Source organism: Pseudomonas viciae, from assembly GCF_004786035.1.
In the GTDB taxonomy this organism is placed as follows: domain Bacteria; phylum Pseudomonadota; class Gammaproteobacteria; order Pseudomonadales; family Pseudomonadaceae; genus Aquipseudomonas; species Aquipseudomonas viciae.
Window position 1 is genome coordinate 4600001 of the sequence record NZ_CP035088.1, and the last position, 23693, is coordinate 4623693.

The following is a 23693-nucleotide window of genomic DNA, read 5'->3' on the forward strand; positions in this document are numbered from 1 at the left end:
CCCTCTGTATTACCGCGGCTGCTGGCACAGAGTTAGCCGGTGCTTATTCTGTCGGTAACGTCAAGACAGTCACGTATTAAGTAACTGCCCTTCCTCCCAACTTAAAGTGCTTTACAATCCGAAGACCTTCTTCACACACGCGGCATGGCTGGATCAGGCTTTCGCCCATTGTCCAATATTCCCCACTGCTGCCTCCCGTAGGAGTCTGGACCGTGTCTCAGTTCCAGTGTGACTGATCATCCTCTCAGACCAGTTACGGATCGTCGCCTTGGTGAGCCATTACCCCACCAACTAGCTAATCCGACCTAGGCTCATCTGATAGCGCAAGGCCCGAAGGTCCCCTGCTTTCTCCCGTAGGACGTATGCGGTATTAGCGTCCGTTTCCGAGCGTTATCCCCCACTACCAGGCAGATTCCTAGGCATTACTCACCCGTCCGCCGCTCTCAAGAGGTGCAAGCACCTCTCTACCGCTCGACTTGCATGTGTTAGGCCTGCCGCCAGCGTTCAATCTGAGCCATGATCAAACTCTTCAGTTCAAACATCTTTGGGTTTTGAGAAAACCCTAAACTTGGCTCAGCAATCGTTGGTTACATCTTTGATTTCTCGCGGAGTAACTTGCGATGCTGATAATCTGTTGACTAGCAGTCTGACTCCACAAGCACCCACACGAATTGCTTGATTCAGTTGTTAAAGAGCGGTTGGTTAAGATCTTTCGTCTCAACCGAGGCGCGCATTCTACAGCGCCCCGTGTATCTGTCAAGCGGTTATTTTAAGAAGTTTTCAAAGTTTCCTTTGCAACTTCAACCACTTGCGCTTCCGATCTCTCGTTAGCGGGAGGCGAATTCTACAGCGTTACTCGCTGCTGTCAACACCTCTTTTTCTCCGCTTTCGACCGAGACGATCGAACCGCTGACAAGGCCAAACAACACCGCCTTATCAACTCCTTCCTGGCTTCGATGAACTGAAGCCCGACACCTTCAAAACAATGGTAACTCATTGATACTCAAGGAGTTTTCCGTTTCGACTGCGCCGGAAGTGGGGCGAATTATAGACGTCCAGAATTTGCCGTCAACCCTTAATTTGTTTTTTTATCCATAAGGTGCCTCTCCCATTTAAATCCACCTTGTATATAGACGGAAGCGTTTCGAATGCGCAGTATATTGCGCAAATCAGCCCTCCCCGCCTTCATTCTGGACGATACTTCGTAATGACTCCCCCACATCGCAGCCTGGCATCCACCCTGTACCCGGTTGCCTTGCTATTAATAGCCATGGCCTCCATCCAGTCTGGAGCCTCCCTGGCCAAAAGCATGTTCCCTATAGTGGGCGCACAAGGCACCACGACCCTGCGGCTCATTTTTGCCAGCATCATCATGCTTATATTGCTTCGCCCTTGGCGCGCCAAGCTCACCGCTCAATCCCTGCGCACTGTAATCGTCTATGGGATGGCCTTGGGCGGTATGAACTTTCTCTTCTATATGTCACTGCGCAGCGTTCCGCTGGGAATCGCCGTAGCGCTGGAATTCACAGGGCCCCTGGCGGTAGCCATTTACGCCTCCCGCCGGGCAATCGACTTTCTCTGGATCGCCCTGGCAGTGATTGGCCTGCTTCTGTTGATCCCCACCGGCGCCGCCAGTGCCGGCATTGACTTGGTAGGAGCCGGCTACGCACTGGGCGCGGGTGTCTGCTGGGCGCTGTACATTCTATTTGGCCAAAAGGCCGGCGCAGACAATGGCGTGCAAACCGCCGCACTGGGCGTCATGATCGCCGCCCTCTTCGTCGCTCCTATAGGTATTGTTCATGCCGGTGCTGCGCTACTGACACCGAGCCTGATTCCAATCGCCATCGGTGTCGCCATCTTGTCCACGGCCCTGCCCTATACCCTGGAGATGATCTCCTTGACTCGAATGCCAGCCCGCACCTTTGGCACCTTGATGAGCATCGAACCCGCATTCGGCGCCTTGTCCGGGCTCGTATTCCTCCAGGAGTACTTATCACTGGCCCAATGGGCAGCCATTACCTGCATCATCCTCGCCTCGGTCGGCGCAACACTGACCATGGGCAACACAGCAAAACCCGCCGTCGCGGCAGATTGAAGCAGGATTTAACGAAGGACTGGTATTTACCCCGCATTTAGGCCATGTTTAGGTCCGTAACCCAATGCCATACATGGACTTTTTTCATACAGGACGTCATGAACGCTTCAAGCGAAAGCGAACGCAACCGTAGGTGGGCATAAGATCCACGACGGTATAAGGACGGGAATGAAACGAATTTTGATATTGATCGCCGTACTTGCAGTTGCGGGCTGCGCGGCGACAACGAAAACTGAAGTCAAACGCGGTAAAAAGGGTTTGCACATCAACTGCTCCGGACTTTCTTCATCCTGGGACCAGTGCGCCGCCAGCGCCGCCAACTCATGTGCCCCCAAAGGTTACAAGGTCATCGCCAAATCGGGTGACGCGGTCGAGGAGCCGGGGGATTATCCCTTCGGACTCAACCCCGCCGGCTATACCAGCCGCAGCATGATTGTCATCTGTAAATAGGCGTCGGGTCAGTCAACCCGTTGCTCGGCCATACGACGACTGATTTCGTCGTAGCTGGATTTCAGGACATCACGCTGGACCTCTGGCGTGGCGAGCATCCGCGCAACTACCAACGCACCCACGCATTGCGAGAGGATGGCCCAGGCCAGGCTGTCACTTCCCAGTATTTGCGCCCAGCTTTCATGCAAGCGACAGATCCACGTCTGCGCCGCTTCCCTCACCTGCACTTCCGATCGCGCGATCTCGGCGCCCAGTACCGGCAGCGCACAACCTGCCTCCGGCTGCTCGACGTGACTCATGCTCAGGTACTGCCTGAGGCAACGCTCCAGTTTTGTCGCGTCCATGGCACTGTCGCCACTCAAGCGGTCCAGGCTCTGGGCCAACTCTCGCTCGACAATAGCCTTGAACAGCTCATCCTTGGATGAGAAGTGGCTGTAGAAAGCCCCACCGCTCAACCCGATCGCTTTCATCAAGCCATCGACGCCGACCGTGGAAAACCCCGATTTCTTGGCAGATTCGGCACTGCTGGAAAGCAGTTTTTCTCGGGTTTCCATTTTGTGATTGGCTGAATAACGCATAGTCCTGCCTCTAATTGCTCACCTTGACGCTCGCCGGATCTTAGCATAACGTCCGTTTAGTTAACGATCGTTTACCAATGAGGCTAATCATGAATAACAAGAAGGTCGTACTGGTTGTTGGCGCGGGCGATGCCACGGGTGGCGCGATTGCCAAGCGTTTTGCCCAGGAAGGTTTTATCGCCTGTGTGACCCGCCGTAGCGCCGACAAACTCGAGCCCTTGGTTGAGGGGATCCGCGCCCAGGGCGGCGAAGCCCACGGCTTTGCCTGCGACGCCCGAAAAGAAGACGACGTGATCGCGCTGATCGAAGAAATCGAGGACCAGATCGGCCCGATTGAAGCCTTTGTATTTAACATCGGTGCCAACGTGCCTTGCAGCATCCTCGAAGAAACCGCGCGCAAATATTTCAAGATTTGGGAGATGGCCTGCTTCTCCGGGTTTCTCAATGCACGGGAAGTGGCCAAGCGCATGGTCAAGCGCGAGCGCGGGACGATTCTGTTTACCGGGGCAACAGCGGGGTTGCGCGGCGCTTCAGGGTTCGCCGCATTCGCAGGCGCCAAACACGGCATCCGGGCATTAGCCCAGAGCATGGCTCGTGAACTGGGACCGATGAATATTCACGTAGCCCATGTGGTGGTGGACGGTGCTATCGACACGGACTTCATCCGCGATAATTTTCCGGAAAAATATGCAACCAAGAATGAGGACGGCATCCTCGATCCCGATCACATCGCCGACAACTATTGGTATCTGCACAGCCAACCTCGCGACGCCTGGACCTTTGAGCTAGACCTGCGCCCTTGGAGCGAACGCTGGTAAGCCCTCCCCTCACAACAACAAGAGAGCAGATACCATGAGCAAATCGGTAGAATTTTTCTTCGATCTCGGCAGCCCGACCACCTACCTGGCCTACACCCAGTTACCCGCGCTTTGTACACAGACCAATAGCAAACTGATCTACCGTCCAATGCTACTCGGCGGCGTCTTCAAGGCCACCGGCAATGCATCACCCGTTACCGTACCTGCCAAGGGGCCTTATCTATTCAAGGATCTGAATCGTTTCGCCGTGCGCTATGGTGTCGCCTTCAAGCTCAATCCCCACTTCCCTATCAATACGCTGTTACTGATGCGCGCCGTGACGGGCATGCAACTGCGCCATCCTGAACGTTTCGAGGCTTTTATCGACTGCCTGTTCCGCGCCCTGTGGGTGGACGCCCGTAACCTCAACGACCCGGCGACGGTAGCAGCGGTGCTGGATGAAGGCGGCTTCGATCCCGAATATGTGCTGGCCCTGACGACCGACGCACAGGTCAAGGACGCACTCAAGACCGTCACCGAAGAAGCCATTCGACGGGGCGTATTCGGCGCTCCGAGCATGTTCGTCGGCAACGAGCTGTTCTTTGGTCAGGATCGGCTGGACTTCGTCCGTGAAGCCCTGGCCTGATCCCTTACTTCAGATCGGCATTGTCCGCGTGTTCAGCCATTGCAGCGCGTCGCCCTCCAGCAACGGGCTCAAGCGACGCTGGACCTCGGCGTGGTAGGCGTTGAACCAGTCTTTTTCGTCCTGGCTCAGCAACGATGGCTCCAGGCAGCGGGTGTCGATCGGGCACAGGGTCAAGGTTTCAAACGCGAGAAACTCGCCGAACTCACTGCTTCCCGCCTCGCGGTTCAACACCAGGTTCTCGATGCGCACGCCCCAACGGCCCGGACGATAAGTACCCGGTTCGATGGAAGTGATCATGCCCGCCTGCATCGCCGTTTGCGGCGCTGCGGCGGCTTGATAGGCAATCACTTGCGGACCTTCGTGAACATTGAGGAAATAACCAACGCCGTGCCCGGTGCCGTGGCCGTAATCCACCTGCTCGGCCCAGATCGGCGCGCGGGCGATGGCATCCAGCAAGGGCGATAGAATGCCCCGTGGGAACTTGGCCCGGGACAAGGCAATCACGCCCTTGAGCACGCGGGTGCAATCACGCTTCTGCTCGGCAGTGGGTGTTCCGACCGGCACCATGCGGGTGATGTCGGTCGTGCCGCCGAGGTACTGGCCCCCGGAATCGATCAGAAGCAAGCCATCACCTTCGATGACTGCATGGGATTCTTGCGTAGCGTGGTAATGGGGCATCGCGCCGTTGGCATTGAACGCGGCGATGGTGTTGAAGCTCAGGGAGACAAAATCCGGCCGACGGGTGCGGGCCGCAGTCAGGTGCTCGTCGATGGTCAGTTCGGTGATTCGCTCGCGGCCCCAGGCACTTTCCAGCCAGGCAAAGAACTCACAGAGCGCCGCGCCGTCCTGCTCCATGGCCCGGCGGATATGCTCGGCGTCGGCCAGGCTTTTACGGGACTTGGCCAACGTCGTCGGATTGAGTCCTTCGACCAGCTTCACGCCGCTGCCCAGGTTATCCAGCAAGCCAACCGTGACCCGCGCCGGATCGATCTGCAGAGTCGCCCCACCCGGCACTTCACGCAACGCGGCGGCCGCTTCGCTGTAATCGCGCAGGGTCACGCCGTCCTGCTCAAGAACGGCCCGCAGCGCTGCATCAACCTTGTCCAGGGCGACGAACAGCGTGGCCTGTTGCTGGCTGATCAAAGCAAAGGAGACGAACACAGGGTTGAAGGACACGTCCGCGCCACGCAGGTTGAACAGCCAAGCGATGTCATCCAACGTGGCGATGAAATGCCAGTCGGCGCCGCGGTCCTTGAGAGATTCGCGAAGCTTGGCGAGCTTCTCGACCCGGCTGACGGTCGCCTGGGGTGGCAAGTGCGCGTAGACCGGTTGATCAGGCAGGCTTGGGCGATCGGTCCAGACTTCCTTGAGCAGGTCGATGTCGGTGCGCAACCGCGCGCCTCGCTCCTCAAGCTTGCCACCCAGGGTCCGCGCCGATGCTACGGCCATGACCTCACCGTCGACCGCAACCACTGCGCCTTCAGGCGTTTGTTCGGCCAACCAGTCCAAGGGCCCGGGCTGGCCCGGAACCAGCTTGACCAACTCGATGCCACTGCCCGCCAGTTCCTGGGTGGCCTGCTCCCAATAACGGCTGTCGGCCCAGACGCCGGCGAAACTGCCGGTCACGATCAAGGTGCCCACTGAACCATGGAACCCCGACAGCCATTGCCGCCCCTGCCAATAGCCCGGCAGGTACTCCGACAGATGCGGATCAGCCGATGGCACCAGCAGCGCGTGAATACCCTCACGGCTCATTAGTTGGCGGATTCGGGCCAGGCGCTGGGGAACCAGTCCATGGGTCAAAGACTCGGTGCTCATCGTTTCTCCTGTTCATTAATAATTGTTGTTCGTTGCCGAAGACGCTCGGTTTAAGGGGTCGTGACCCAGAATGCCGGCGCCGTCGCGCACGCAGCCTTGATCAACCGCACGGCCTCGTCGATATCCTGCTCGCTGGTAAAACGGCCCAGGCTCAAACGAATGGTCCGTCCGGCCGCGCGGGCATCGTGCCCCAAGGCCAGCAACACGTGAGACGGGGTGTTATTCGCCGAGTTGCAGGCCGAGGTCGCGGAAAATGCAATCGACGCGCCCAATGCAGCCGGGTTGAACTCACCTTCGTTGAAGGTCAGGCTCAGGGTGTGAGGAATTCGCTGGGTCGCACTGCCGTTTATACGCACACCGGGCAAGGCCAACAGCGGCTCGAGCAAACGATTGCGCAATCGGTCGATTTTAGCGAGCTCATCGTCAAAAGACTGAGCCGCCAGTTCGAATGCGGCGCCCATGCCCGCGATCTGATGGGTCGCCAAAGTGCCGGAACGCAAACCACCTTCGTGCCCGCCGCCATGAATCTGCGCCGACAGCCGCGGGCGGGCACGCTCGCCGACGTAAAGCGCACCGATGCCCTTGGGCCCGTAGACTTTATGGGCGGAAAAGGACATCAGGTCCACCGGCCAGCGGGCCAGATCAATCTTCACCTTGCCAGAGCCCTGGGCCGCGTCCACATGCAACAGCGCGCCATGCTCGCGAACGATCTCGCCAATGGCGACGACATCATTGACGGTGCCCAACTCGTTGTTCACCAGCATCAGCGACACCAGGAATGTGTCTTCGCGCAACGCCTCGCGAACAGCCTGCGGGTTGATCAGGCCCTCGGCGTCCGGCGCCAACCAAGTCACCGCGACACCACTGTCCTCAAGCTGCCGGGCCGTATCGAGAATCGCCTTGTGTTCGATCAGGCTGGTAATCACATGGCCGCCGGAACCACTGCGCGCCTGGGCCACACCTTTGAGGGCCAGGTTGTTGGATTCGGTGGCGCCGGATGTCCAGACGATCTGTTCGGACTGTGCGCCCACCAGTTCCGCCACCTGCTGGCGCGCCCGTTCCACCGAGCGGCGGGCCTCCTGGCCAAAAGCATGGGAACTGGAGGCCGGGTTGCCGAAGTTACCGTCAAAGCCCAGGCATCGGACCATGACCTGGATAACCCGCTCATCCACCGGCGTGGTGGCGGCGTAATCGAAATATAAAGGACGTTTATTCATGGGAAACTCGCAGAGCCTGCTCCGGGATCAGGCGCCCTCGTTGGGTTCGAGACTAGCAATACCTGATCAAAGACCTTAAAGAAGTCGGACTTCGTTTAAAAGTGCGTAGGAACGCTCCTGGACAGCGAGCTTAGCAGGCATCGCGTCGAAGCTCAGCCCTCAGCGGATGCTTTCGAGCAACAACGGATACAGGGAAGCGACCAACAACAGCGCCATGCCCCAGTTGAACAAGCGCAGCCAGCGACGATCACGCAGCAAATTGCGCAACAGACTGCCGCAGATCACCCACAGGCTGACGCTCGGCAGGTTGATCAGGGCAAACACCGACGCAATCACCACCACATTGAAGAAATAACCTTGAAGCGGCGTATAAGTGCTGATGGCACCAATGGCCATGATCCAAGCCTTCGGATTGACCCACTGGAACGCCGCTGCGCCCCAGTAACTGATCGGCGTATGTTCCCCTGCCTGGTTTTCCGAGACCGGGCCGGAGTGGGCAATTTTCCACGCCAGGTACAACAAGTACGCCGCACCGACGTAACGTAGCAGCGTGTAAAGCAACGGGTAAGTCTGGAACACCGCGCCCAGGCCGAGGCCCACCGCCAGCACCAGGAAAAAGAAGCCGCAAGTAATGCCCAGCATGTGGGGGATGGTGCGGTTGAAACCGAAATTGACACCCGAGGCCAACAACATGGTGTTGTTAGGGCCAGGCGTGATCGAGGTCACCAGGGCAAACAGGGCGAAGCCCAGCAACAGGTCAAGCGAAAGGGTCATGGCAGGTCAATCCATCGGGGCAGTCAGTCAAGTCATGACCCTACCCCACGTCCTGGCGCAAACCCATGGACAGTTGGGCAAAACTTCGAGCAGTACAGTCTCTCAGCTTGACCGGCCTGGTTGCTGCACGACCTGCTCGGCACTCATCTGGCCCTGATCGTCGAAGCCCACGTTTTTTTGCGCCGTACCGAGCAACTCGGCTTTTTTCGCGTGATATTCGTCGAACGACAGGCCTCGGCGATTCAAGGCTTCAAGGGCCAATTCACGGGTTTCGTCGGCGGTGTACGGGCGCAGCTCTGGAGACGAGGCGGCGCAACCGCTCAATACGGTGGCAGTCAACAGCAGCAAAACGGCAAGGGTACGGTTCATGGCGGGTGTCCGGTGTTCTGAAGTTGGGCGATGAACAAAGGCTACTCGCCGGCCCCGCACGGCAGAAATCAACCCTCTTGATAGTGGGTATCGCCCCCTCGGATCACCTGTTGCGCTCAATCGACTAACTGGCAGTGCAACGCGTTGTCCAGGCTGCGCTCGATGTTGTGCAGTACCTGAAACGAACCAAATGTCACGGCTTTGGCGCGGTGAGCCTGAATCAGCCGCCAGAAATCCTGCTCGCCGCTTTCGAAGCTTCGAAACGCCGCCTCGCCCGCCTCTCGGGTTTGCCATTGCAAGTAATTGAGGACGCGTCGGCCGTCTTCACTGGCCTGGATACTGGCACTCAGAAAGCCCTTATGGTCCCGCGCCAGGCGCTCGGTCTGCTCCGACAGGGCCGTTACCAGCGCCTGCAGCCATTGCGGCTCGATGTCGAACGCCATGAGTTGGGTGAAGCTGCGATTGTTCCTTGGCGATTGCATGAAAGGTCCCCGATGCTCGTAAAGCGAATCTTGCGATCCGAAGGCGTGCAGGGTAAAACCTCTAGTTAACTAGAGGTCAAGCGAGTAATTCAGGCGATGACGCAGATAAATGTCCACAAGGAGCTCACCGTCGGCCAACTGGCCGCCCGCAGCGGTGTGGCGATCACGGCCCTGCACTTTTATGAATCCAAGGGGTTGATCAAAAGCACGCGCAACCCAGGCAATCAGCGGCGTTATCCGCGGGAAGTGCTGCGCCGTGTGGCACTCATCAAGGTCGCCCAACGCCTGGGCATTCCCTTGGCTGAAATCGGCGAAGCATTGAAAACCCTGCCAGACAACCGCGCCCCAACGGCCGCCGACTGGAAGACTCTGTCGCAGCAGTGGAGCCGGGAGCTGGATGAGCGCATCAACCAATTGATGCTGCTGCGCGATCGGCTCAACGGTTGCATCGGCTGCGGTTGTCTGTCGATGGAAGCGTGCCCGCTGCGCAATCAGGCTGATGTGCTGGGCAAGCGCGGGCCGGGCGCGCATCTGCTGGGCCAGGCGTAAGACGTTCGTCGGGCCAGGAGCTGATCCCGGGTCGCTGTCCTATAGTGGATGGGCGCAAATCGACGAAGGCTCTCTTCGCCTCCCATAACAACAAGGAGAAACGTCATGGGCGTCAAATCCACTCCCGAAGGTTTCAATAACATCACGCCCTACCTGGGCATTCAAAAAGCCGCCGAAGCCATCGACTTCTACAAAAAAGCCTTCAATGCCACCGAAGTCATGCGCCTGGCCATGCCCGATGGCGGCATCGGGCATGCCGAGCTGCGGATCAACGGCTACCCGATCATGCTCGGCACGCCTTGCGATCAAGGCCCTCTGAGCAGCCCGGACCAATCGCCATCGGTGGGCCTCCATTTATATGTTGAAGACGTGGACAGCGCCTTTGCCCAAGCAATTGACGCCGGTGGCACGGTGATTTCCGAGGTCAAGGATCAGTTCTATGGTGACCGCACCGGGACGTTGAAAGACCCTTATGGGCATGTGTGGTTCCTGGCCACCCATAAGGAGGATCTGACCCAGGAGCAGATCGAACAGCGGGCCCGAGAAATGTTTCAACAGGGCTGACGTGCCCCAAGGCTAACTGGCCCCCGTGGTGAGGGAGCTTGCTCTCTCACCACAAAAACAGGGATGGCAAACGCGAAACATTTTCTTTCATCTTCCGCTTCAGGATTTCAGTTGCTCGTTCGTCTTAATTAGATGCAGCAGACCGCGTCGGCAAAAGCCACGGTCGGCTTTTCAAGGTTCATGGGATTGCGAAGCCCGTAATCCGGAACCTTTCATCGAATCAAGACGTTCAATCATGTCGAAGAAGTCCCGCTCCAAACTCTGGTTCCTGGTCCACAGCTGGCTGGCATTGCCCATCTGGTTTTTCGTGCTCATCGTCTGCGTGACCGGCACCCTGGCGGTGGTCAGCCAGGAGATCGTCTGGCTGGTCAACCCTGAGATGCGCGCCAGCAAACCCTCGGACGATGCGCCGCTGCTCAGCTATGACCAGGTCATCGCCGCCATCAAACAAGCCCAGCCGCAGACCCAGGTGCAAAGCATCGTGCGTCCAGACGAGTCGCATTTTGCGCTGGAGGTCGGCGTGACTTACCCCGACGGGCGCCCCGACAAGGTCTACGTCAACCCTTACAGCGGCGTCATCCAAGGCTCGGCGCCGGCGTTCAACTTCAGGGGGTTTACCCGCGCCCTGCATGGCTGGTGGCTGGTGCCGTTCACCAACGGCTACAGCTGGGGCTGGTACCTGGTGTCCTTGCTGGGGTTGCCGTTGCTGGCCTCCCTGGTAACCGGGCTGGTGGTCTACAAGCGTTTCTGGAAAGGTTTTTTCCGTCCGACCCTGCGGATCCGCCACGGCGCACGGATCTTCTGGGGCGATTTCCACCGGCTCAGCGGTATCTGGTCGATCTGGTTCATCGCGGTGATTTCCATTACCGGCACCTGGTTCCTGATCGAAGCCCTGCTGTCGGACAATCAGATTTCCATTTCCAGCGCGCCGGTCATTCCGGTGGTGGCGCGTGAAAGTGTTCCGCTGTCAGCCGATGCTCTTGCGCCCCCGCAACTGAACCTGGACCGCGCGATCGAAATCGCCCAGCAGCGAATCCCGGGCTTGGAAGCGAGTTTCGTCAGCCTGCCCGGCAACGCCTACAGCCACTTGGAAATCGGCGGCCGCGGTTGGTATCCGCTGATGTTCCAGACTGCCACCATCAACCCCTACAACGGTGACGTGGCCGCCTCGCGACTGCTGTCGGACCGCACGACGCTGGAGTTCGTCACCGAATCCATGCGCCCCTTGCACACCGGGGATTTCGGCGGCCTCTGGATCAAGCTCATCTGGTTCTTCTTCGGTTTGGTCCTGAGCATGATGGTCCTCAGCGGGCTGCTGATCTGGACCAAGCGCACAGCCCTGGCCACCGCCAATGCCTTCAAGCGCAGTCAGAAACCCACCCGCGCAGCTCGAATTGCACGATCACCGCAGCCGTCCATCCACCGTGAATCACCGGAGGGCAACCTGTGAATCCGTCCACCACGGCCTCGCCGTCACGCCTGAGTCTGTTCTGGCATAAATGGCGCTTCCACCTCAACGTGTTGTTGTTGCTGATTCCCCTGGGTTTCATGCCCAAGTATTTCTCGGAAGCGGCACTGTTCCGCGGGGATACCGGGCTTGGCGAACGGGAGGTCGGCGAAGTCCAGGTCGGCCCCTGGAGCCTGCGTCTTGCCGAGTTTCGCAACGAAGCCCCCCGCCCCGACGGCCCGGCCAGGTATATGAAACATTTCAATGCGGCCCTTTGCGAACGCTGCATCGGCCAGGTCAAGGCCACCTACCTGCGTATCGGCAAGCCCCGCAGCCTGCGGGCCGCCGGGGTCATTTTCTTCGGCTCGCCCTATCGCATGGGAGCCTCGTTGCCGGTGCCGCAAAAGACCCCGCTCGACGCCGAACTGTGGATAACCCTCGAGGGCTGGGACGGCTCGATGCACCAAGCCGCCATTCCCCTGAGCCAGGCCTCTCCCGCCACCATTGCCTGGCTGAAAACCCAAGGAGCCCAACCATGACCCCCCGCGCCTCTCTCAACAGCCTGGCGCTGCTGCTCTGCGCCGGTTTCGCCAGCAGCGCCCTGGCCCACAACCCGATGTGCGAATGCAAGGCCATCGACGCCGAGCAGATCCAGTGCACGGGTGGTTTTTCCGATGGCAGTGGTGCGCCTGGAGTCACGCTGGACGTGATCGGCTATGACGAAACCATTCTGGTACCGGGCAAGCTCGGCGCCGATTCGACGCTGACCTTCAAAAAACCGAACGCCGAATTCTACGTGCTCTTCGACGCCGGCCCCGGCCACGTGGTGGAAATCGACCAAGCCGATATCGAGGCCCCATGAACGATCCCACCACCCAAGTCATCCGCCCCGCGGGCGCGGGCCATGAAACCCTGTATGTGTTGCTGCTGTGCCTGATCATCGTGCTGGTGGCCGGGTCGGTTGTGGCCTGGCACGGCGAAGCCGAAGACACCGGCCACCTCGCTACGAACCAACTCGATGCCCGCCGCGATCTCAGCGCCGCCGAACAAGGCATCTATGCCGATCTGCGGGTGACCCTGGATGAAATCCGCCTGCTGCGCGAAGAACAACAGGCCCTGCCCAGCCCACAGACGCTGGCCGATGAAGGCTTTGCCCCGTTCGCCCAGGACGCCAGTTCTGTCAGCCGCGGCGGCCATGCCTGGCAGCAACTGGAAGACCGGGCCTACTTCGGCGCGAGCAGCAACTCATCCGTCGCCGGGTCGTTTCTGATGCGCATCGGCGAAGCATCCGACGCCGCTCCCGACATCTGGCTCAATCGCAGCAAGGGTTTGGCTGCCCCCGCCGTGTTGGACGATTCCGCGTTGTCCGCCGCCGGCTGGCAACAGATCGTCGCGCAATTCGACGCTGGCGTAACCCGCCAGCACCGGCACTGATCCCAAGCCTTATTCGAGAGAAGACCCTTCGCCCATGCCTATTGCATCTCAACGCCGCCCCTTGCTGCGCCTGCTGTTGATCGGCCTGCTGGCCTGCCTGTTCACCTCGCAGGCCAGCGCCGAAACAGCCAAGCGCCTGCGCATCGGCATCACCCTGCACCCCTATTACAGCTACGTGGCGAACATCGTCGGCGACAAGGCCGAGGTCGTGCCGCTGATCCCGGCCGGTTTCAACCCCCATGCCTACGAACCACGGGCCGAGGACATCAAGCGCATCGGCGGACTCGACGTGATCGTGCTCAACGGCGTGGGTCACGACGACTTCGCCGACCGCATGATCGCCGCCAGCGAAAACCCGAACGTGAAAGTGATCGAGGCCAACGAGAACGTGCCGCTGCTCGCCGCCACCGGCACGGCGGCCCGAGGCGCAGGCAAGGTCGTGAACCCGCACACGTTCCTGTCTATCAGCGCCTCCATTGCCCAGGTCAATAACATCGCCCGGGAGCTGGGCAAGCTCGACCCGGACAACGCCAAGACCTACACCCAGAACGCCCGCGCCTACGGCAAGCGCCTGCGGCAGATGCGTGCCGCCGCCCTGGCGAAGCTGACCCAGGCACCCAATGCCGAACTGCGGGTCGCCACGGTGCATGCTGCCTACGACTACCTGTTGCGCGAATTCGGCTTGGAAGTGACCGCCGTGGTCGAGCCCGCCCACGGCATCGAGCCGAGCCCCAGCCAGCTGAAGAAAACCATCGACCAATTGCGCGAGCTGGACGTGAAAGTGATCTTCTCGGAAATGGATTTTCCGTCCACCTACGTCGACACCATCCAGCGTGAATCGGGGGTGAAGCTGTACCCGCTCTCGCACATTTCCTACGGCGACTACAGTGCCGAGAAGTATGAAAAGGAAATGGCCGGCAACCTCGACACCGTGGTCCGGGCGATCCAGGAGTCCGGCGCATGACCATCCAGGAAACCCTCACTCTGCAACGCGCTGGGCCATTGATTGAGTTCGCCGATGTCAGCCTGAACCTGGGCCGCACCACGATCCTCGACAATGTGGGGTTTCAGGTGCAGCCCGGCAGCATCCATGCCCTGGTGGGCCCCAACGGCGGCGGCAAGAGTTCGTTGATCAAGACCTTGCTCGGACAGATGCCGCACCAGGGACGCCTGAGCCTGCAATGGCCGGGTGAACCCGGTGTCATCGGCTATGTGCCCCAGGCGCTGGAGTTCGACCGAGGCCTGCCCATGACCGTGGATGATTTCATGGCGGCGATGTGTCAGCGGCGCCCAGCCTTCCTCGGCCTGAGCAAGCATTACGCCGGCGCCATCGGCCAAGCCTTGGAGCGGGTGGGCATGCAGGACAAACGCAAGCGGCGCATGGGCGCGCTGTCCGGCGGCGAGCGCCAGCGGGTGTTGCTGGCCCAGGGGCTGATTCCGTCGCCGCAGTTGCTGGTGCTGGATGAGCCGATGTCGGCGCTGGATGAGGCCGGCATCCAGGTGTTCGAACGGTTGCTGCAGGACTGGCGTCAGGCCGGCATCACCGTGCTGTGGATCGAACATGACCTGGAAGCCGTCGGGCGCCTGGCCGACCGTGTCACCGGCCTGAACCGCCGAGTGCTGTTCGACGGCCCGCCACGCCAAACCCTGACCCCAGAGCGCTTGCTGACGCTGTTTTCCACCCATCCACGCACGAATGGGAGCGCTGCCTGATGAGTTATGAAGCCTTTCGCTTGATGGTCCAGGGTTGGGCCTCGTCCGGTTACTTGCCCGAGGCGCTGGCCTACGGGTTTGTGGTCAATGCGTTGCTGGCCGGGCTGTTGATCGGCCCGGTGCTGGGCGGTCTCGGCACGCTGGTGGTGGTCAAGCGCTTCGCGTTTTTCTCCGAGGCGGTGGGCCATGCGGCGCTGACCGGCGTGGCGGTCGGCATCCTGCTCGGCGAACCCTACACCGGGCCTTACGGCAGCCTGTTCGGTTACTGCCTGCTGTTCGGCATCCTGCTCAATTACCTGCGCAACCGTACCGGCCTGGCGCCGGACACGCTGATCGGCGTCTTCCTCTCGGTGTCCCTGGCCCTGGGCGCGAGCCTGCTGCTGATCCTGGCGGGCAAGATCAACGTGCACATTCTGGAGAACGTCCTGTTTGGTTCGGTACTGACGGTCAATGGCAATGACCTGCTGGTGCTGGCCGTGGTCGGCTCATTGGTCATGGCCCTGGCCTTGCCGCTCTATAACCGCATCATGCTCGCCAGCTTCAATCCGCAACTGGCGGCGGTACGCGGGGTGGCGGTCAAGACCCTGGATTATTTGTTCGTGGTGCTGGTGACGTTGATCACCGTGGCGGCGGTGAAAGTCATCGGGGCGATTCTGGTGGGGGCGCTGCTGGTGATTCCAGCAGCAGCGGCGCGCCTGCTCAGCCAATCGCTGAAAGGCTTTTTCTGGTGTTCAGTGCTGATCGCCACTGTCAGCACCTTGTGCGGGATTCTCGCGCCAATTGTGTTCGACCTGCCGATCCCGTCCGGCGCCGCGATCATCCTGGTAGCCGGCATCGCTTTCGCCCTGAGCGCCATCGCCCGTGGCGTCGTCCCCAGCCTCAAAGGGAATCTTGGATAAATGGTTTTTTCATTACGACAACTGACCCTGGCCGTAGCGCTGTGCAGCGTGGCCATCACCTCGTCATTTGCCAGCGAAAAAGTGCGTCTGCTGGCATCGCTGCCGGTCACCTACGGATTAAGCGAAGCCTTGCTCAAGGGCACCGACGTCAGCCTGGAACGGGCCGCGCCCGCGAATCTGCCCGGCACCCGCCAGAGCGCCTACTTCAGCGGTCGTGGTGCGCCGACATTGAGCAAACTGGCCAGCGAGGCCGACGGGGTGATCGGCCTGCGTTCGCTGTGGCCGGACGATCCGTTGTACCCCATGGCCCGCCGCAGCAATATTCGCATCGTCGAAGTCGACGCCGCCCGCCCGGTAGACGGCGCCCTGCCCGGTATCGCCGTGCAACCGGGCATGGCCGACGGCCTGGCGAGCCAGCCGTGGATGGCCAGCCATAACCTGGGACGCATGGCCGATGTGATCGCCGCCGACCTGGTGCGCCTGGCTCCGGCGGCCAAACCGAAGATCGACGCCAACCTGGCGACCCTCAAGCAACGCCTGCTCAAACTCAGCGCCGACAGCGAAAAACAGCTCGCCAGTGCCGACAATCTGAGCGTGGTCAGCCTGAGCGAGCACTTGGGTTATTTGATCAGTGGGCTCAACCTCGACGGCATCAGCACCGATGCCCGCCCCGACGCCGACTGGACAGCCGAAGCCCTCAAGCAATTGACCGCCACCTTGAAAGACAACGACGTGGCGCTGGTGCTGCATCATCGCCAGCCTTCGGATGCCGTGAAGGCGGCCATCAGCGAGGGCGGCAGCCGGCTACTGGTGCTGAACACCGACTCCGCTGACCCCGTGGCGGAGCTGGAAAATAATGTGGGGCTGGTCATCGCAACGCTGACAGGGGGCTGACGGCAGGAATGCGTTCCACTGTGGGAGCGGGCTTGCTCGCGAAAGCGGTGTGTCAGGCGACATCAATGCTGACTGTACCGGCCTCATCGCGAGCAAGCCCGCTCCCACAGGTAGTTATGTCAGTTCAGGACATCCCCCGGCACCCGCACAAACCCTTCCATCAACACCCGCGCGCTGCGGCTCATGATGGCTTTGTTCACGGTCCATTCGCCATCGACCTGGCTGGCCTCGGCGCCGACGCGCAGGGTGCCGGACGGGTGGCCGAAACGTACGGCGTTGCGTTCGATACCGCCCGCCGCCAGGTTCACCAAAGTGCCGGAAATTGCTGCGGCCGTGCCGATGGCGACCGCCGCGGTGCCCATCATGGCGTGGTGCAGTTTGCCCATGGACAGGGCGCGTACCAGCAAATCGACGTCCCCGCTCGCCACAGCTTTTCCGCTGGATGAAATGTAATCCGCCGGCGGTGCGACAAACGCCACTTTCGGCGTGTGCTGGCGCTGGGCCGCTTCGTCCAGGTGCTTGATCAAGCCCATGCGCAAGGCGCCGTGGGCACGGATGGTCTCGAACATGGCCAACGCCTTGGGATCGCCGTTGATAGCACCCTGTAACTCAGTACCGGTATAACCGACGTCCCGGGCATTGATGAAAATCGTCGGGATCCCGGCGTTGATCAGGGTCGCCTTGAAGGTGCCCACACCCGGCACCTCGAGGTCGTCCACCAGGTTGCCGGTGGGAAACATCGAGCCGCCACCGCCCTCTTCTTCTGCCGCTGGGTCCATGAACTCCAGTTGCACTTCGGCCGCCGGAAAGGTCACGCCGTCGAGTTCAAAATCACCGGTTTCCTGCACCGCGCCGTCGGTGATCGGCACATGGGCGATGATGGTCTTGCTGATGTTGGCTTGCCAGATCCGCACCACGGCCACGCCATTTTGTGGGATGCGAGCGGCGTCCACCAAACCACTGCTGATGGCGAATGAACCGACCGCCGCCGACAGGTTGCCGCAATTGCCACTCCAATCCACGAATGGCTTATCGATGGACACCTGGCCGAACAGGTAATCGACGTCGTGGTCGGCCCGGGTGCTCTTGGACAGGATTACAGTCTTGCTGGTACTGGACGTCGCGCCGCCCATGCCATCGATCTGCTTCTCATATGGATCGGGGCTGCCGATCACCCGCAGCAGCAAGGCATCCCGGGCCGGGCCTGGGACGCGAGCCACTTCGGGCAGGTCCTGCAAGCTGAAGAACACGCCTTTGCTGGTGCCGCCACGCATGTAAGTGGCGGGTATTCTGATTTGCGGTGCGTGAGCCATGATGCTCCTCAAGCGGACACGCAAGGTGTCCGCAGCTGTGATTTAGACGGCAACCGCCGATTCAAGGAAGTCCTGGGCAAAACGCTGCAGCACGCCACCGGCTTCGTAGATCGACACTTCTTCAGCGGTATCGAGGCGGCAGGTCACCGGCACTTCGACGCGCTCGCCGTTCTTGCGAGTGATGACCAACGTCAGCGTCGCCCGCGGGGTGCGCTCGCCGATCACGTCATAGATTTCGCTGCCGTCGATGCCCAGAGTCTTGCGGTCGGTGCCGGGCTTGAACTCCAGCGGCAACACGCCCATTCCCACCAGGTTGGTGCGGTGGATGCGCTCGAAACCCTCGGCGGCAATCGCCTCGACACCGGCCAGGCGTACACCCTTGGCCGCCCAGTCTCGGGACGACCCCTGGCCATAGTCGGCACCGGCAATGATGATCAGCGGCTGCTTGCGCTGCATGTAGGTTTCGATGGCTTCCCACATGCGCATGACCTTGCCTTCCGGCTCGACCCGGGCCAGGGAGCCCTGCTTGACCTTGCCGTTTTCCTGAACCATTTCATTGAACAGTTTCGGGTTGGCAAAGGTCGCGCGTTGCGCGGTCAGGTGGTCGCCGCGGTGGGTGGCGTAGGAGTTGAAGTCCTCCTCCGGCAGGCCCATTTTCGCCAGGTATTCGCCGGCGGCGCTGTCGAGCATGATGGCGTTGGACGGCGACAGGTGATCGGTGGTGATGTTGTCCGGCAGCACCGCCAGCGGGCGCATGCCCTTGAGCGGCCGCGCACCGGCCAGCGCGCCTTCCCAGTACGGCGGACGACGGATGTAGGTGCTTTGTGGGCGCCAGTCGTACAGCGGCGTGACTTTCGGCCCGGTGTCTTCCTGGATGGCGAACATCGGGATGTACACCTGGCGGAACTGCTCCGGCTTCACCGAGGCCTTGACCACCGCATCGATTTCTTCGTCGCTCGGCCAGATATCCTTGAGGCGTATTTCCCGACCGTCCACCACGCCCAGCACATCCTTCTCGATGTCGAAGCGGATGGTCCCGGCGATGGCATAAGCGACCACCAGCGGCGGCGAGGCGAGGAACGCCTGTTTGGCATACGGGTGGATGCGCCCGTCGAAGTTGCGGTTACCCGACAACACAGCGGTGGCGTACAGGTCGCGGTCGATGATTTCCTGTTGGATCACCGGGTCCAGAGCACCGGACATGCCATTGCAGGTCGTGCAGGCGAAAGCCACCACGCCGAAACCCAGCTTCTCGAGTTCGGACGTCAGGCCCGCTTCATCCAGGTACAGCGCCACGGTTTTCGAACCCGGCGCCAGGGACGACTTGACCCACGGCTTGCGGGCCAGGCCCAGGCGGTTGGCGTTGCGCGCCAGCAGGCCGGCAGCGATCACGTTGCGCGGGTTGCTGGTGTTGGTGCAACTGGTGATCGCGGCGATGATCACCGCGCCGTCGGGCATCTGCCCAGGCACATCGTCCCACTGACCGGAGATACCTTTGGCGGCCAGATCCGCAACCGCGACACGGGCGTGAGGGTTGCTCGGGCCTGCCATGTTGCGCACCACCGAGGACAAGTCGAAGGTCAGGCCACGCTCGTATTGCGCGCCCTTGAGCGTGTCGGCCCACAGGCCGGCCTGCTTGGCGTAGGTCTCGACCAGTTGCACCTGCTGGTCTTCGCGACCCGTGAGTTTCAGGTAATCGATGGTTTGCTGGTCGATGTAGAACATCGCCGCCGTGGCGCCGTATTCCGGAGCCATGTTGGAAATGGTCGCGCGATCGCCCAAGGTCAGGGCACTGGCGCCTTCGCCGAAGAACTCCAACCAGGCGCCGACGACTTTTTGCTTGCGCAGGAATTCGGTCAGCGCCAGCACCATGTCGGTGGCGGTGATGCCCGGTTGCAGTTTGCCGGTCAACTCGACGCCGATGATTTCCGGCAGACGCATCCACGAGGCGCGACCGAGCATGACGCTTTCGGCTTCCAGGCCTCCGACGCCAATGGCGATCACGCCGAGGGCATCGACGTGGGGCGTGTGACTGTCGGTGCCCACGCAGGTATCGGGGAATGCCACGCCGTCACGCTGCTGGATCACCGGGGACATTTTTTCCAGGTTGATCTGGTGCATGATCCCGTTGCCCGGCGGAATCACGTCAACGTTCTTGAAGGCTTTCTTGGTCCAGTTGATGAAGTGAAAACGATCTTCGTTGCGCCGGTCTTCGATGGCGCGGTTCTTGGCGAACGCCTGAGGATCGGAACCGCCGCTTTCCACTGCCAGGGAATGGTCGACGATCAATTGGGTCGGCACCACCGGATTGACCTGCGCCGGGTCACCGCCTTGCAGGGCGATGGCGTCGCGCAGGCCGGCCAGGTCCACCAGGGCGGTCTGGCCGAGGATGTCATGGCAGACCACCCGGGCCGGGAACCACGGGAAATCCAGATCGCGCTTGCGTTCGATCAGTTGCAGCAGCGACTCGCCCAGCGTGGCCGGGTCGCAACGTCGCACGAGGTTTTCCGCCAGCACCCGGGAGGTGTACGGCAGACCGTCGTAGGCGCCGGGCCGAATGGCCTCCACGGCCCCGCGAACGTCGAAATAATCCAGCGAAGTGCCGGGCAGCGGTTTGCGAAATTCTGTGTTCATCGTCAGGACTCGGGTCACGGTGGTTTCAGAAAGGGCTGGCGCAGCCACTGAAGTGAACTCGGTCCACTGTGGGAGCGGGCTTGCTCGCGAAGGCGGTGTATCAGTCGGCATCAATGTTGGATGTCAGTTCGCATTCGCGAGCAAGCCCGCTCCCACAAGGGGTTTTAGATTCCTTCAGTTGCAGCGTCAGCGCCCTCCAGCTCAGCGTTGTTCGATTGGCACGAACTTGCGCTGTTCGACGCCGGTGTATTCGGCGCTCGGTCGGATGATGCGGTTGTTGGCGCGTTGTTCGTACACGTGGGCGGCCCAGCCGGTCAGGCGCGAGCAAACGAAGATCGGCGTGAACAACTTGGTCGGGATGCCCATGAAGTGGTACGCCGAGGCGTGGTAGAAATCGGCGTTGGGGAACAGTTTTTTCTGCTCCCACATGGTCTTGTCGATGGCCTCGGAGACCGGGAACAGCACCGTGTCGCCCACTTCGTCGGCGAGTTTCTTCGACCAGCCCTTGATCACCTCGTTGCGCGGGTCGTTGTCCTTATAGATCGCATGGCCGAAGCCCATGATCTTGTCTTTGCGCGCGAGCATGCCGAGGGTGCCTTCGATGGCTTCCTGCGGCGAGCTGAAACGCTCGATCATTTCCATTGCCGCTTCGTTGGCGCCGCCATGCAACGGGCCGCGCAGCGAGCCGATGGCGGCGGTGATGCAGGAAAACAGGTCCGACAAGGTCGAGGCACAGACCCGCGCGGTGAAAGTCGAGGCGTTGAATTCGTGCTCGGCATAGAGAATCAGCGAGACGTTCATCACCTTGACGTGCAACTCGCTCGGCTTCTTGCCATGCAGCAGATGCAGGAAATGGCCGCCGATGGAGGTTTCGTCGGTCACGCATTCGATGCGCTGGCCTTCGTGGCTGAAGCGATACCAGTAGCACATGATCGCCGGGAACGCGGCCAGCAGGCGGTCGGTCTTGTCGTGCTGTTCGGAAAAGTCTTTCTCGGGCTCCAGGTTGCCCAAAAACGAGCAGCCCGTGCGCATCACATCCATCGGATGGGCGTCGGCGGGAATGCGCTCCAGCACTTCTTTCAAGGCTTGGGGCAAGTCCCGCAGTTGGCTCAGTTTGCGCGTATAGGCATCCAACTGGGCCTGGGTCGGCAGCTCGCCGTACAGCAGCAGGTAGGCGACTTCTTCAAACTGCGCGTCCGCCGCCAGGTCACGAACGTCGTAGCCACGATAGGTCAGGCCCGCGCCCGACTGGCCCACGGTGGACAACGCGGTTTGCCCGGCCACCTGGCCACGGAGCCCGGCGCCACTGAGTACTTTTGCTTCGGCCATTTGCTGCCTCCATTTTTTGAATTTGTAGGGAATCGGCAAGTTGTAGGGAGTCGCGCCTTACTTCTTCGACGCGAACAACGCATCGAGCTTCTGCTCGAAGGTGTGGTAGTCGATGCGATCGTAAAGCTCCATGCGCGTCTGCATGGTGTCGATAACGTTCTGTTGCGTGCCGTCGCGGCGGATGGCGGTGTAGACGTTCTCGGCGGCCTTGTTCATGGCGCGGAAGGCCGACAGCGGGTACAGCACCAGGGACACATCGGCGCCGGCCAACTGTTCGGTGGTGTACAGCGGCGTTGCGCCGAATTCGGTGATGTTGGCCAGGATCGGCGCTTTCACGCGGCTGGCGAACAGCTTGTACATTTCAAGCTCGGTGATGGCTTCCGGGAAAATCATGTCGGCACCGGCCTCGATGCAGGCGGCGGCGCGGTCCAGGGCCGACTCCAAGCCCTCCACGGCCAGGGCGTCGGTGCGGGCCATGATCACAAAACTGTCGTCGGTGCGGGCATCGACGGCCGCTTTGATGCGGTCAACCATCTCCTGCTGGGAGACGATCTCTTTGTTCGGACGATGGCCGCAGCGCTTGGCGCCGACCTGGTCTTCGATATGAATGGCCGCCGCGCCGAACTTGATCATCGACTTGACCGTGCGAGCCACGTTGAACGCCGAGGAACCGAAACCGGTGTCCACATCCACCAGCAGCGGCAGGTCACAGACGTCGGTGATACGGCGCACATCGGTCAGCACGTCATCCAGGCCGGTGATGCCCAGGTCCGGCACGCCCAGGGAACCGGCCGCCACGCCACCGCCCGACAGGTAGATCGCCTTGAAACCGGCGCGCTTGGCCAGCAGCGCGTGGTTGGCGTTGATCGTGCCCACCACTTGCAGCGGATGCTCGTTGGCGACCGCATCGCGGAAACGCTGGCCTGGCGTGCTGTTGCTGGAACTCATGACTCACCTCGTTCAGTGGCGGCGCTGTCCTGGAAATGACGCGCAATGTTGCGTTTGGAGGCGCCGATGTGCCGGCGCATCAATAATTCAGCCAGCTCGCCGTCACGGTCGGCGATGGCGTCTAGAATCCGGTGGTGCTCGGCAAAGGCCTGGCGCGGACGGTTGGGCGTGGTGGAAAACTGGATGCGGTACATGCGCACCAGTTGATACAGCTCGCCGCACAGCATTTGCGTCAGGGTGCGGTTGCCGCTGCCCTGGATGATCCGGTAGTGAAAGTCGAAATCGCCTTCCTGCTGGTAATAGCCGACGCCGGCCTGGAACGCCGCATCGCGCTCGTGGGTTTCCAGGACGCGACGCAGTTCGTCGATTTCCTCCAGGGTCATGCGTTCAGCCGCCAAACGGCAGGCCATGCCTTCGAGGGACTCACGGATTTCGTAGAGCTCCAGCAACTCGGCGTGGCTCAGGGATACCACCCGGGCGCCGACATGGGGCACGCGCACCAGCAGGCGCTGGCCTTCCAGGCGATGGATCGCCTCGCGCAGCGGCCCGCGACTGATGCCGTAGGTGCGCGCCAACTCGGGCTCGGAGATCTTGCTGCCGGGGGCGATTTCACCCTTGACGATGGCGGCCTGGATACGCCGGAAGACGTTCTCGGAAAGGGTTTCCGAGTCGTCCTGCGCCATCACCGGGGATTCGACCTGATCGAGCATATTGTCGACACCTTGAAAATCAATATGGCAAAA

25 protein-coding genes and 1 rRNA gene (1 of these 26 cut by a window edge) are annotated in these 23693 nt (G+C 61.0%); 14 read left to right on the forward strand and 12 right to left on the reverse strand.

Annotated elements, in window-relative coordinates; all coding sequences use genetic code 11:
• Positions 1-536: ribosomal RNA gene (locus EPZ47_RS19925) — 16S ribosomal RNA — on the reverse strand (it extends 1001 nt beyond the left edge of the window).
• 671 nt (positions 537-1207) lie between these two features.
• Between EPZ47_RS19925 and rhtA the strand changes: the two genes are divergently transcribed.
• Positions 1208-2095, forward strand: coding sequence for a threonine/homoserine exporter RhtA (rhtA, locus tag EPZ47_RS19935; RefSeq protein WP_135846370.1), 888 nt, complete (start codon positions 1208-1210; stop codon positions 2093-2095).
• 168 nt (positions 2096-2263) lie between these two features.
• On the forward strand, positions 2264-2545 hold the full coding sequence (locus tag EPZ47_RS19940; protein ID WP_042729241.1) for a hypothetical protein: 282 nt from the start codon (positions 2264-2266) through the stop codon (positions 2543-2545).
• Between the two features lie 8 nt (positions 2546-2553).
• On the opposite strand, the gene EPZ47_RS19945 is transcribed toward EPZ47_RS19940, so the two are convergent.
• On the reverse strand, positions 2554-3123 hold the full coding sequence (locus tag EPZ47_RS19945; protein WP_135846371.1) for a TetR/AcrR family transcriptional regulator: 570 nt from the start codon (positions 3121-3123) through the stop codon (positions 2554-2556).
• A gap of 89 nt (positions 3124-3212) precedes the next feature.
• Here EPZ47_RS19945 and EPZ47_RS19950 point away from each other — a divergent pair, with 89 nt between their 5' ends.
• Both EPZ47_RS19950 and EPZ47_RS19955 read left to right on the forward strand, forming a co-directional pair.
• On the forward strand, positions 3213-3941 hold the full coding sequence (locus tag EPZ47_RS19950) for an SDR family oxidoreductase (protein WP_135846372.1): 729 nt from the start codon (positions 3213-3215) through the stop codon (positions 3939-3941).
• Positions 3942-3975: 34 nt separating this feature from the next.
• The gene (locus tag EPZ47_RS19955) at positions 3976-4566 is read left to right on the forward strand and encodes a 2-hydroxychromene-2-carboxylate isomerase (protein WP_135846373.1); all 591 of its coding nucleotides are present in this window, start codon (positions 3976-3978) and stop codon (positions 4564-4566) included.
• 9 nt (positions 4567-4575) lie between these two features.
• On the opposite strand, the gene EPZ47_RS19960 is transcribed toward EPZ47_RS19955, so the two are convergent.
• The 5 genes from EPZ47_RS19960 to EPZ47_RS19980 form a co-directional block, all read right to left on the reverse strand.
• Entirely contained in the window at positions 4576-6384 is a 1809-nt protein-coding gene (locus EPZ47_RS19960; RefSeq protein ID WP_135846374.1) for an aminopeptidase P family protein, read from the reverse strand.
• Between the two features lie 50 nt (positions 6385-6434).
• Complete coding sequence (locus EPZ47_RS19965) at positions 6435-7601, reverse strand: cysteine desulfurase family protein (RefSeq protein WP_135846375.1); 1167 nt, start codon at positions 7599-7601, stop codon at positions 6435-6437.
• A 159-nt stretch (positions 7602-7760) separates the two neighbouring features.
• Positions 7761-8375, reverse strand: coding sequence for a LysE family translocator (locus tag EPZ47_RS19970; protein ID WP_135846376.1), 615 nt, complete (start codon positions 8373-8375; stop codon positions 7761-7763).
• Between the two features lie 102 nt (positions 8376-8477).
• Positions 8478-8744: a hypothetical protein gene (locus EPZ47_RS19975; RefSeq protein WP_135846377.1), complete on the reverse strand. Its 267-nt coding sequence runs from the start codon at positions 8742-8744 to the stop codon at positions 8478-8480.
• Between the two features lie 116 nt (positions 8745-8860).
• Positions 8861-9226, reverse strand: a complete 366-nt coding sequence (locus EPZ47_RS19980) for an antibiotic biosynthesis monooxygenase (protein ID WP_135846378.1) — start codon at positions 9224-9226, stop codon at positions 8861-8863.
• 96 nt (positions 9227-9322) lie between these two features.
• Here EPZ47_RS19980 and soxR point away from each other — a divergent pair, with 96 nt between their 5' ends.
• The 10 genes from soxR (at position 9323) to EPZ47_RS20030 (ending at position 16726) form a co-directional block, all read left to right on the forward strand.
• Positions 9323-9775 carry a redox-sensitive transcriptional activator SoxR gene (soxR, locus tag EPZ47_RS19985; protein WP_135846379.1) on the forward strand — a complete coding sequence of 151 codons (453 nt, stop codon included), beginning with the start codon at positions 9323-9325 and terminating at the stop codon, positions 9773-9775.
• Positions 9776-9880: 105 nt separating this feature from the next.
• Positions 9881-10339 (forward strand): VOC family protein, encoded by a 459-nt coding sequence (locus EPZ47_RS19990; RefSeq protein ID WP_135846380.1) that lies wholly within the window; start codon positions 9881-9883, stop codon positions 10337-10339.
• Positions 10340-10574: 235 nt separating this feature from the next.
• Complete coding sequence (locus EPZ47_RS19995) at positions 10575-11789, forward strand: PepSY-associated TM helix domain-containing protein (RefSeq protein ID WP_135846381.1); 1215 nt, start codon at positions 10575-10577, stop codon at positions 11787-11789.
• Entirely contained in the window at positions 11786-12325 is a 540-nt protein-coding gene (locus EPZ47_RS20000) for a thiamine pyrophosphate-binding protein (RefSeq protein WP_135846382.1), read from the forward strand. The genes EPZ47_RS19995 and EPZ47_RS20000 overlap by 4 nt, the downstream gene beginning before the upstream one ends.
• On the forward strand, positions 12322-12648 hold the full coding sequence (locus tag EPZ47_RS20005; protein ID WP_135846383.1) for a hypothetical protein: 327 nt from the start codon (positions 12322-12324) through the stop codon (positions 12646-12648). Before EPZ47_RS20000 ends, EPZ47_RS20005 begins: the two co-directional genes overlap by 4 nt.
• The gene (locus tag EPZ47_RS20010; RefSeq protein WP_135846384.1) at positions 12645-13220 is read left to right on the forward strand and encodes a DUF6162 family protein; all 576 of its coding nucleotides are present in this window, start codon (positions 12645-12647) and stop codon (positions 13218-13220) included. The genes EPZ47_RS20005 and EPZ47_RS20010 overlap by 4 nt, the downstream gene beginning before the upstream one ends.
• A gap of 34 nt (positions 13221-13254) precedes the next feature.
• The gene (locus EPZ47_RS20015; RefSeq protein WP_135846385.1) at positions 13255-14184 is read left to right on the forward strand and encodes a metal ABC transporter substrate-binding protein; all 930 of its coding nucleotides are present in this window, start codon (positions 13255-13257) and stop codon (positions 14182-14184) included.
• Positions 14181-14933 carry a metal ABC transporter ATP-binding protein gene (locus tag EPZ47_RS20020; protein WP_135846386.1) on the forward strand — a complete coding sequence of 251 codons (753 nt, stop codon included), beginning with the start codon at positions 14181-14183 and terminating at the stop codon, positions 14931-14933. Before EPZ47_RS20015 ends, EPZ47_RS20020 begins: the two co-directional genes overlap by 4 nt.
• Positions 14933-15832: a metal ABC transporter permease gene (locus EPZ47_RS20025; RefSeq protein ID WP_135846387.1), complete on the forward strand. Its 900-nt coding sequence runs from the start codon at positions 14933-14935 to the stop codon at positions 15830-15832. Before EPZ47_RS20020 ends, EPZ47_RS20025 begins: the two co-directional genes overlap by 1 nt.
• Positions 15833-16726 (forward strand): metal ABC transporter solute-binding protein, Zn/Mn family, encoded by an 894-nt coding sequence (locus tag EPZ47_RS20030; protein WP_135846388.1) that lies wholly within the window; start codon positions 15833-15835, stop codon positions 16724-16726.
• 119 nt (positions 16727-16845) lie between these two features.
• On the opposite strand, the gene prpF is transcribed toward EPZ47_RS20030, so the two are convergent.
• The 5 genes from prpF to EPZ47_RS20065 form a co-directional block, all read right to left on the reverse strand.
• The gene (prpF, locus tag EPZ47_RS20040) at positions 16846-18039 is read right to left on the reverse strand and encodes a 2-methylaconitate cis-trans isomerase PrpF (RefSeq protein ID WP_135846389.1); all 1194 of its coding nucleotides are present in this window, start codon (positions 18037-18039) and stop codon (positions 16846-16848) included.
• Between the two features lie 42 nt (positions 18040-18081).
• A complete protein-coding gene (gene acnD, locus EPZ47_RS20045) occupies positions 18082-20673 on the reverse strand; it encodes a Fe/S-dependent 2-methylisocitrate dehydratase AcnD (RefSeq protein WP_135846390.1) in 2592 nt (863 codons plus the stop codon).
• A 201-nt stretch (positions 20674-20874) separates the two neighbouring features.
• Entirely contained in the window at positions 20875-22002 is a 1128-nt protein-coding gene (prpC, locus tag EPZ47_RS20055) for a bifunctional 2-methylcitrate synthase/citrate synthase (RefSeq protein WP_135846391.1), read from the reverse strand.
• A 57-nt stretch (positions 22003-22059) separates the two neighbouring features.
• On the reverse strand, positions 22060-22950 hold the full coding sequence (gene prpB / locus EPZ47_RS20060; RefSeq protein ID WP_135846392.1) for a methylisocitrate lyase: 891 nt from the start codon (positions 22948-22950) through the stop codon (positions 22060-22062).
• On the reverse strand, positions 22947-23660 hold the full coding sequence (locus EPZ47_RS20065; protein ID WP_135846393.1) for a GntR family transcriptional regulator: 714 nt from the start codon (positions 23658-23660) through the stop codon (positions 22947-22949). Before EPZ47_RS20065 ends, prpB begins: the two co-directional genes overlap by 4 nt.
• Positions 23661-23693 lie beyond the last annotated feature (33 nt).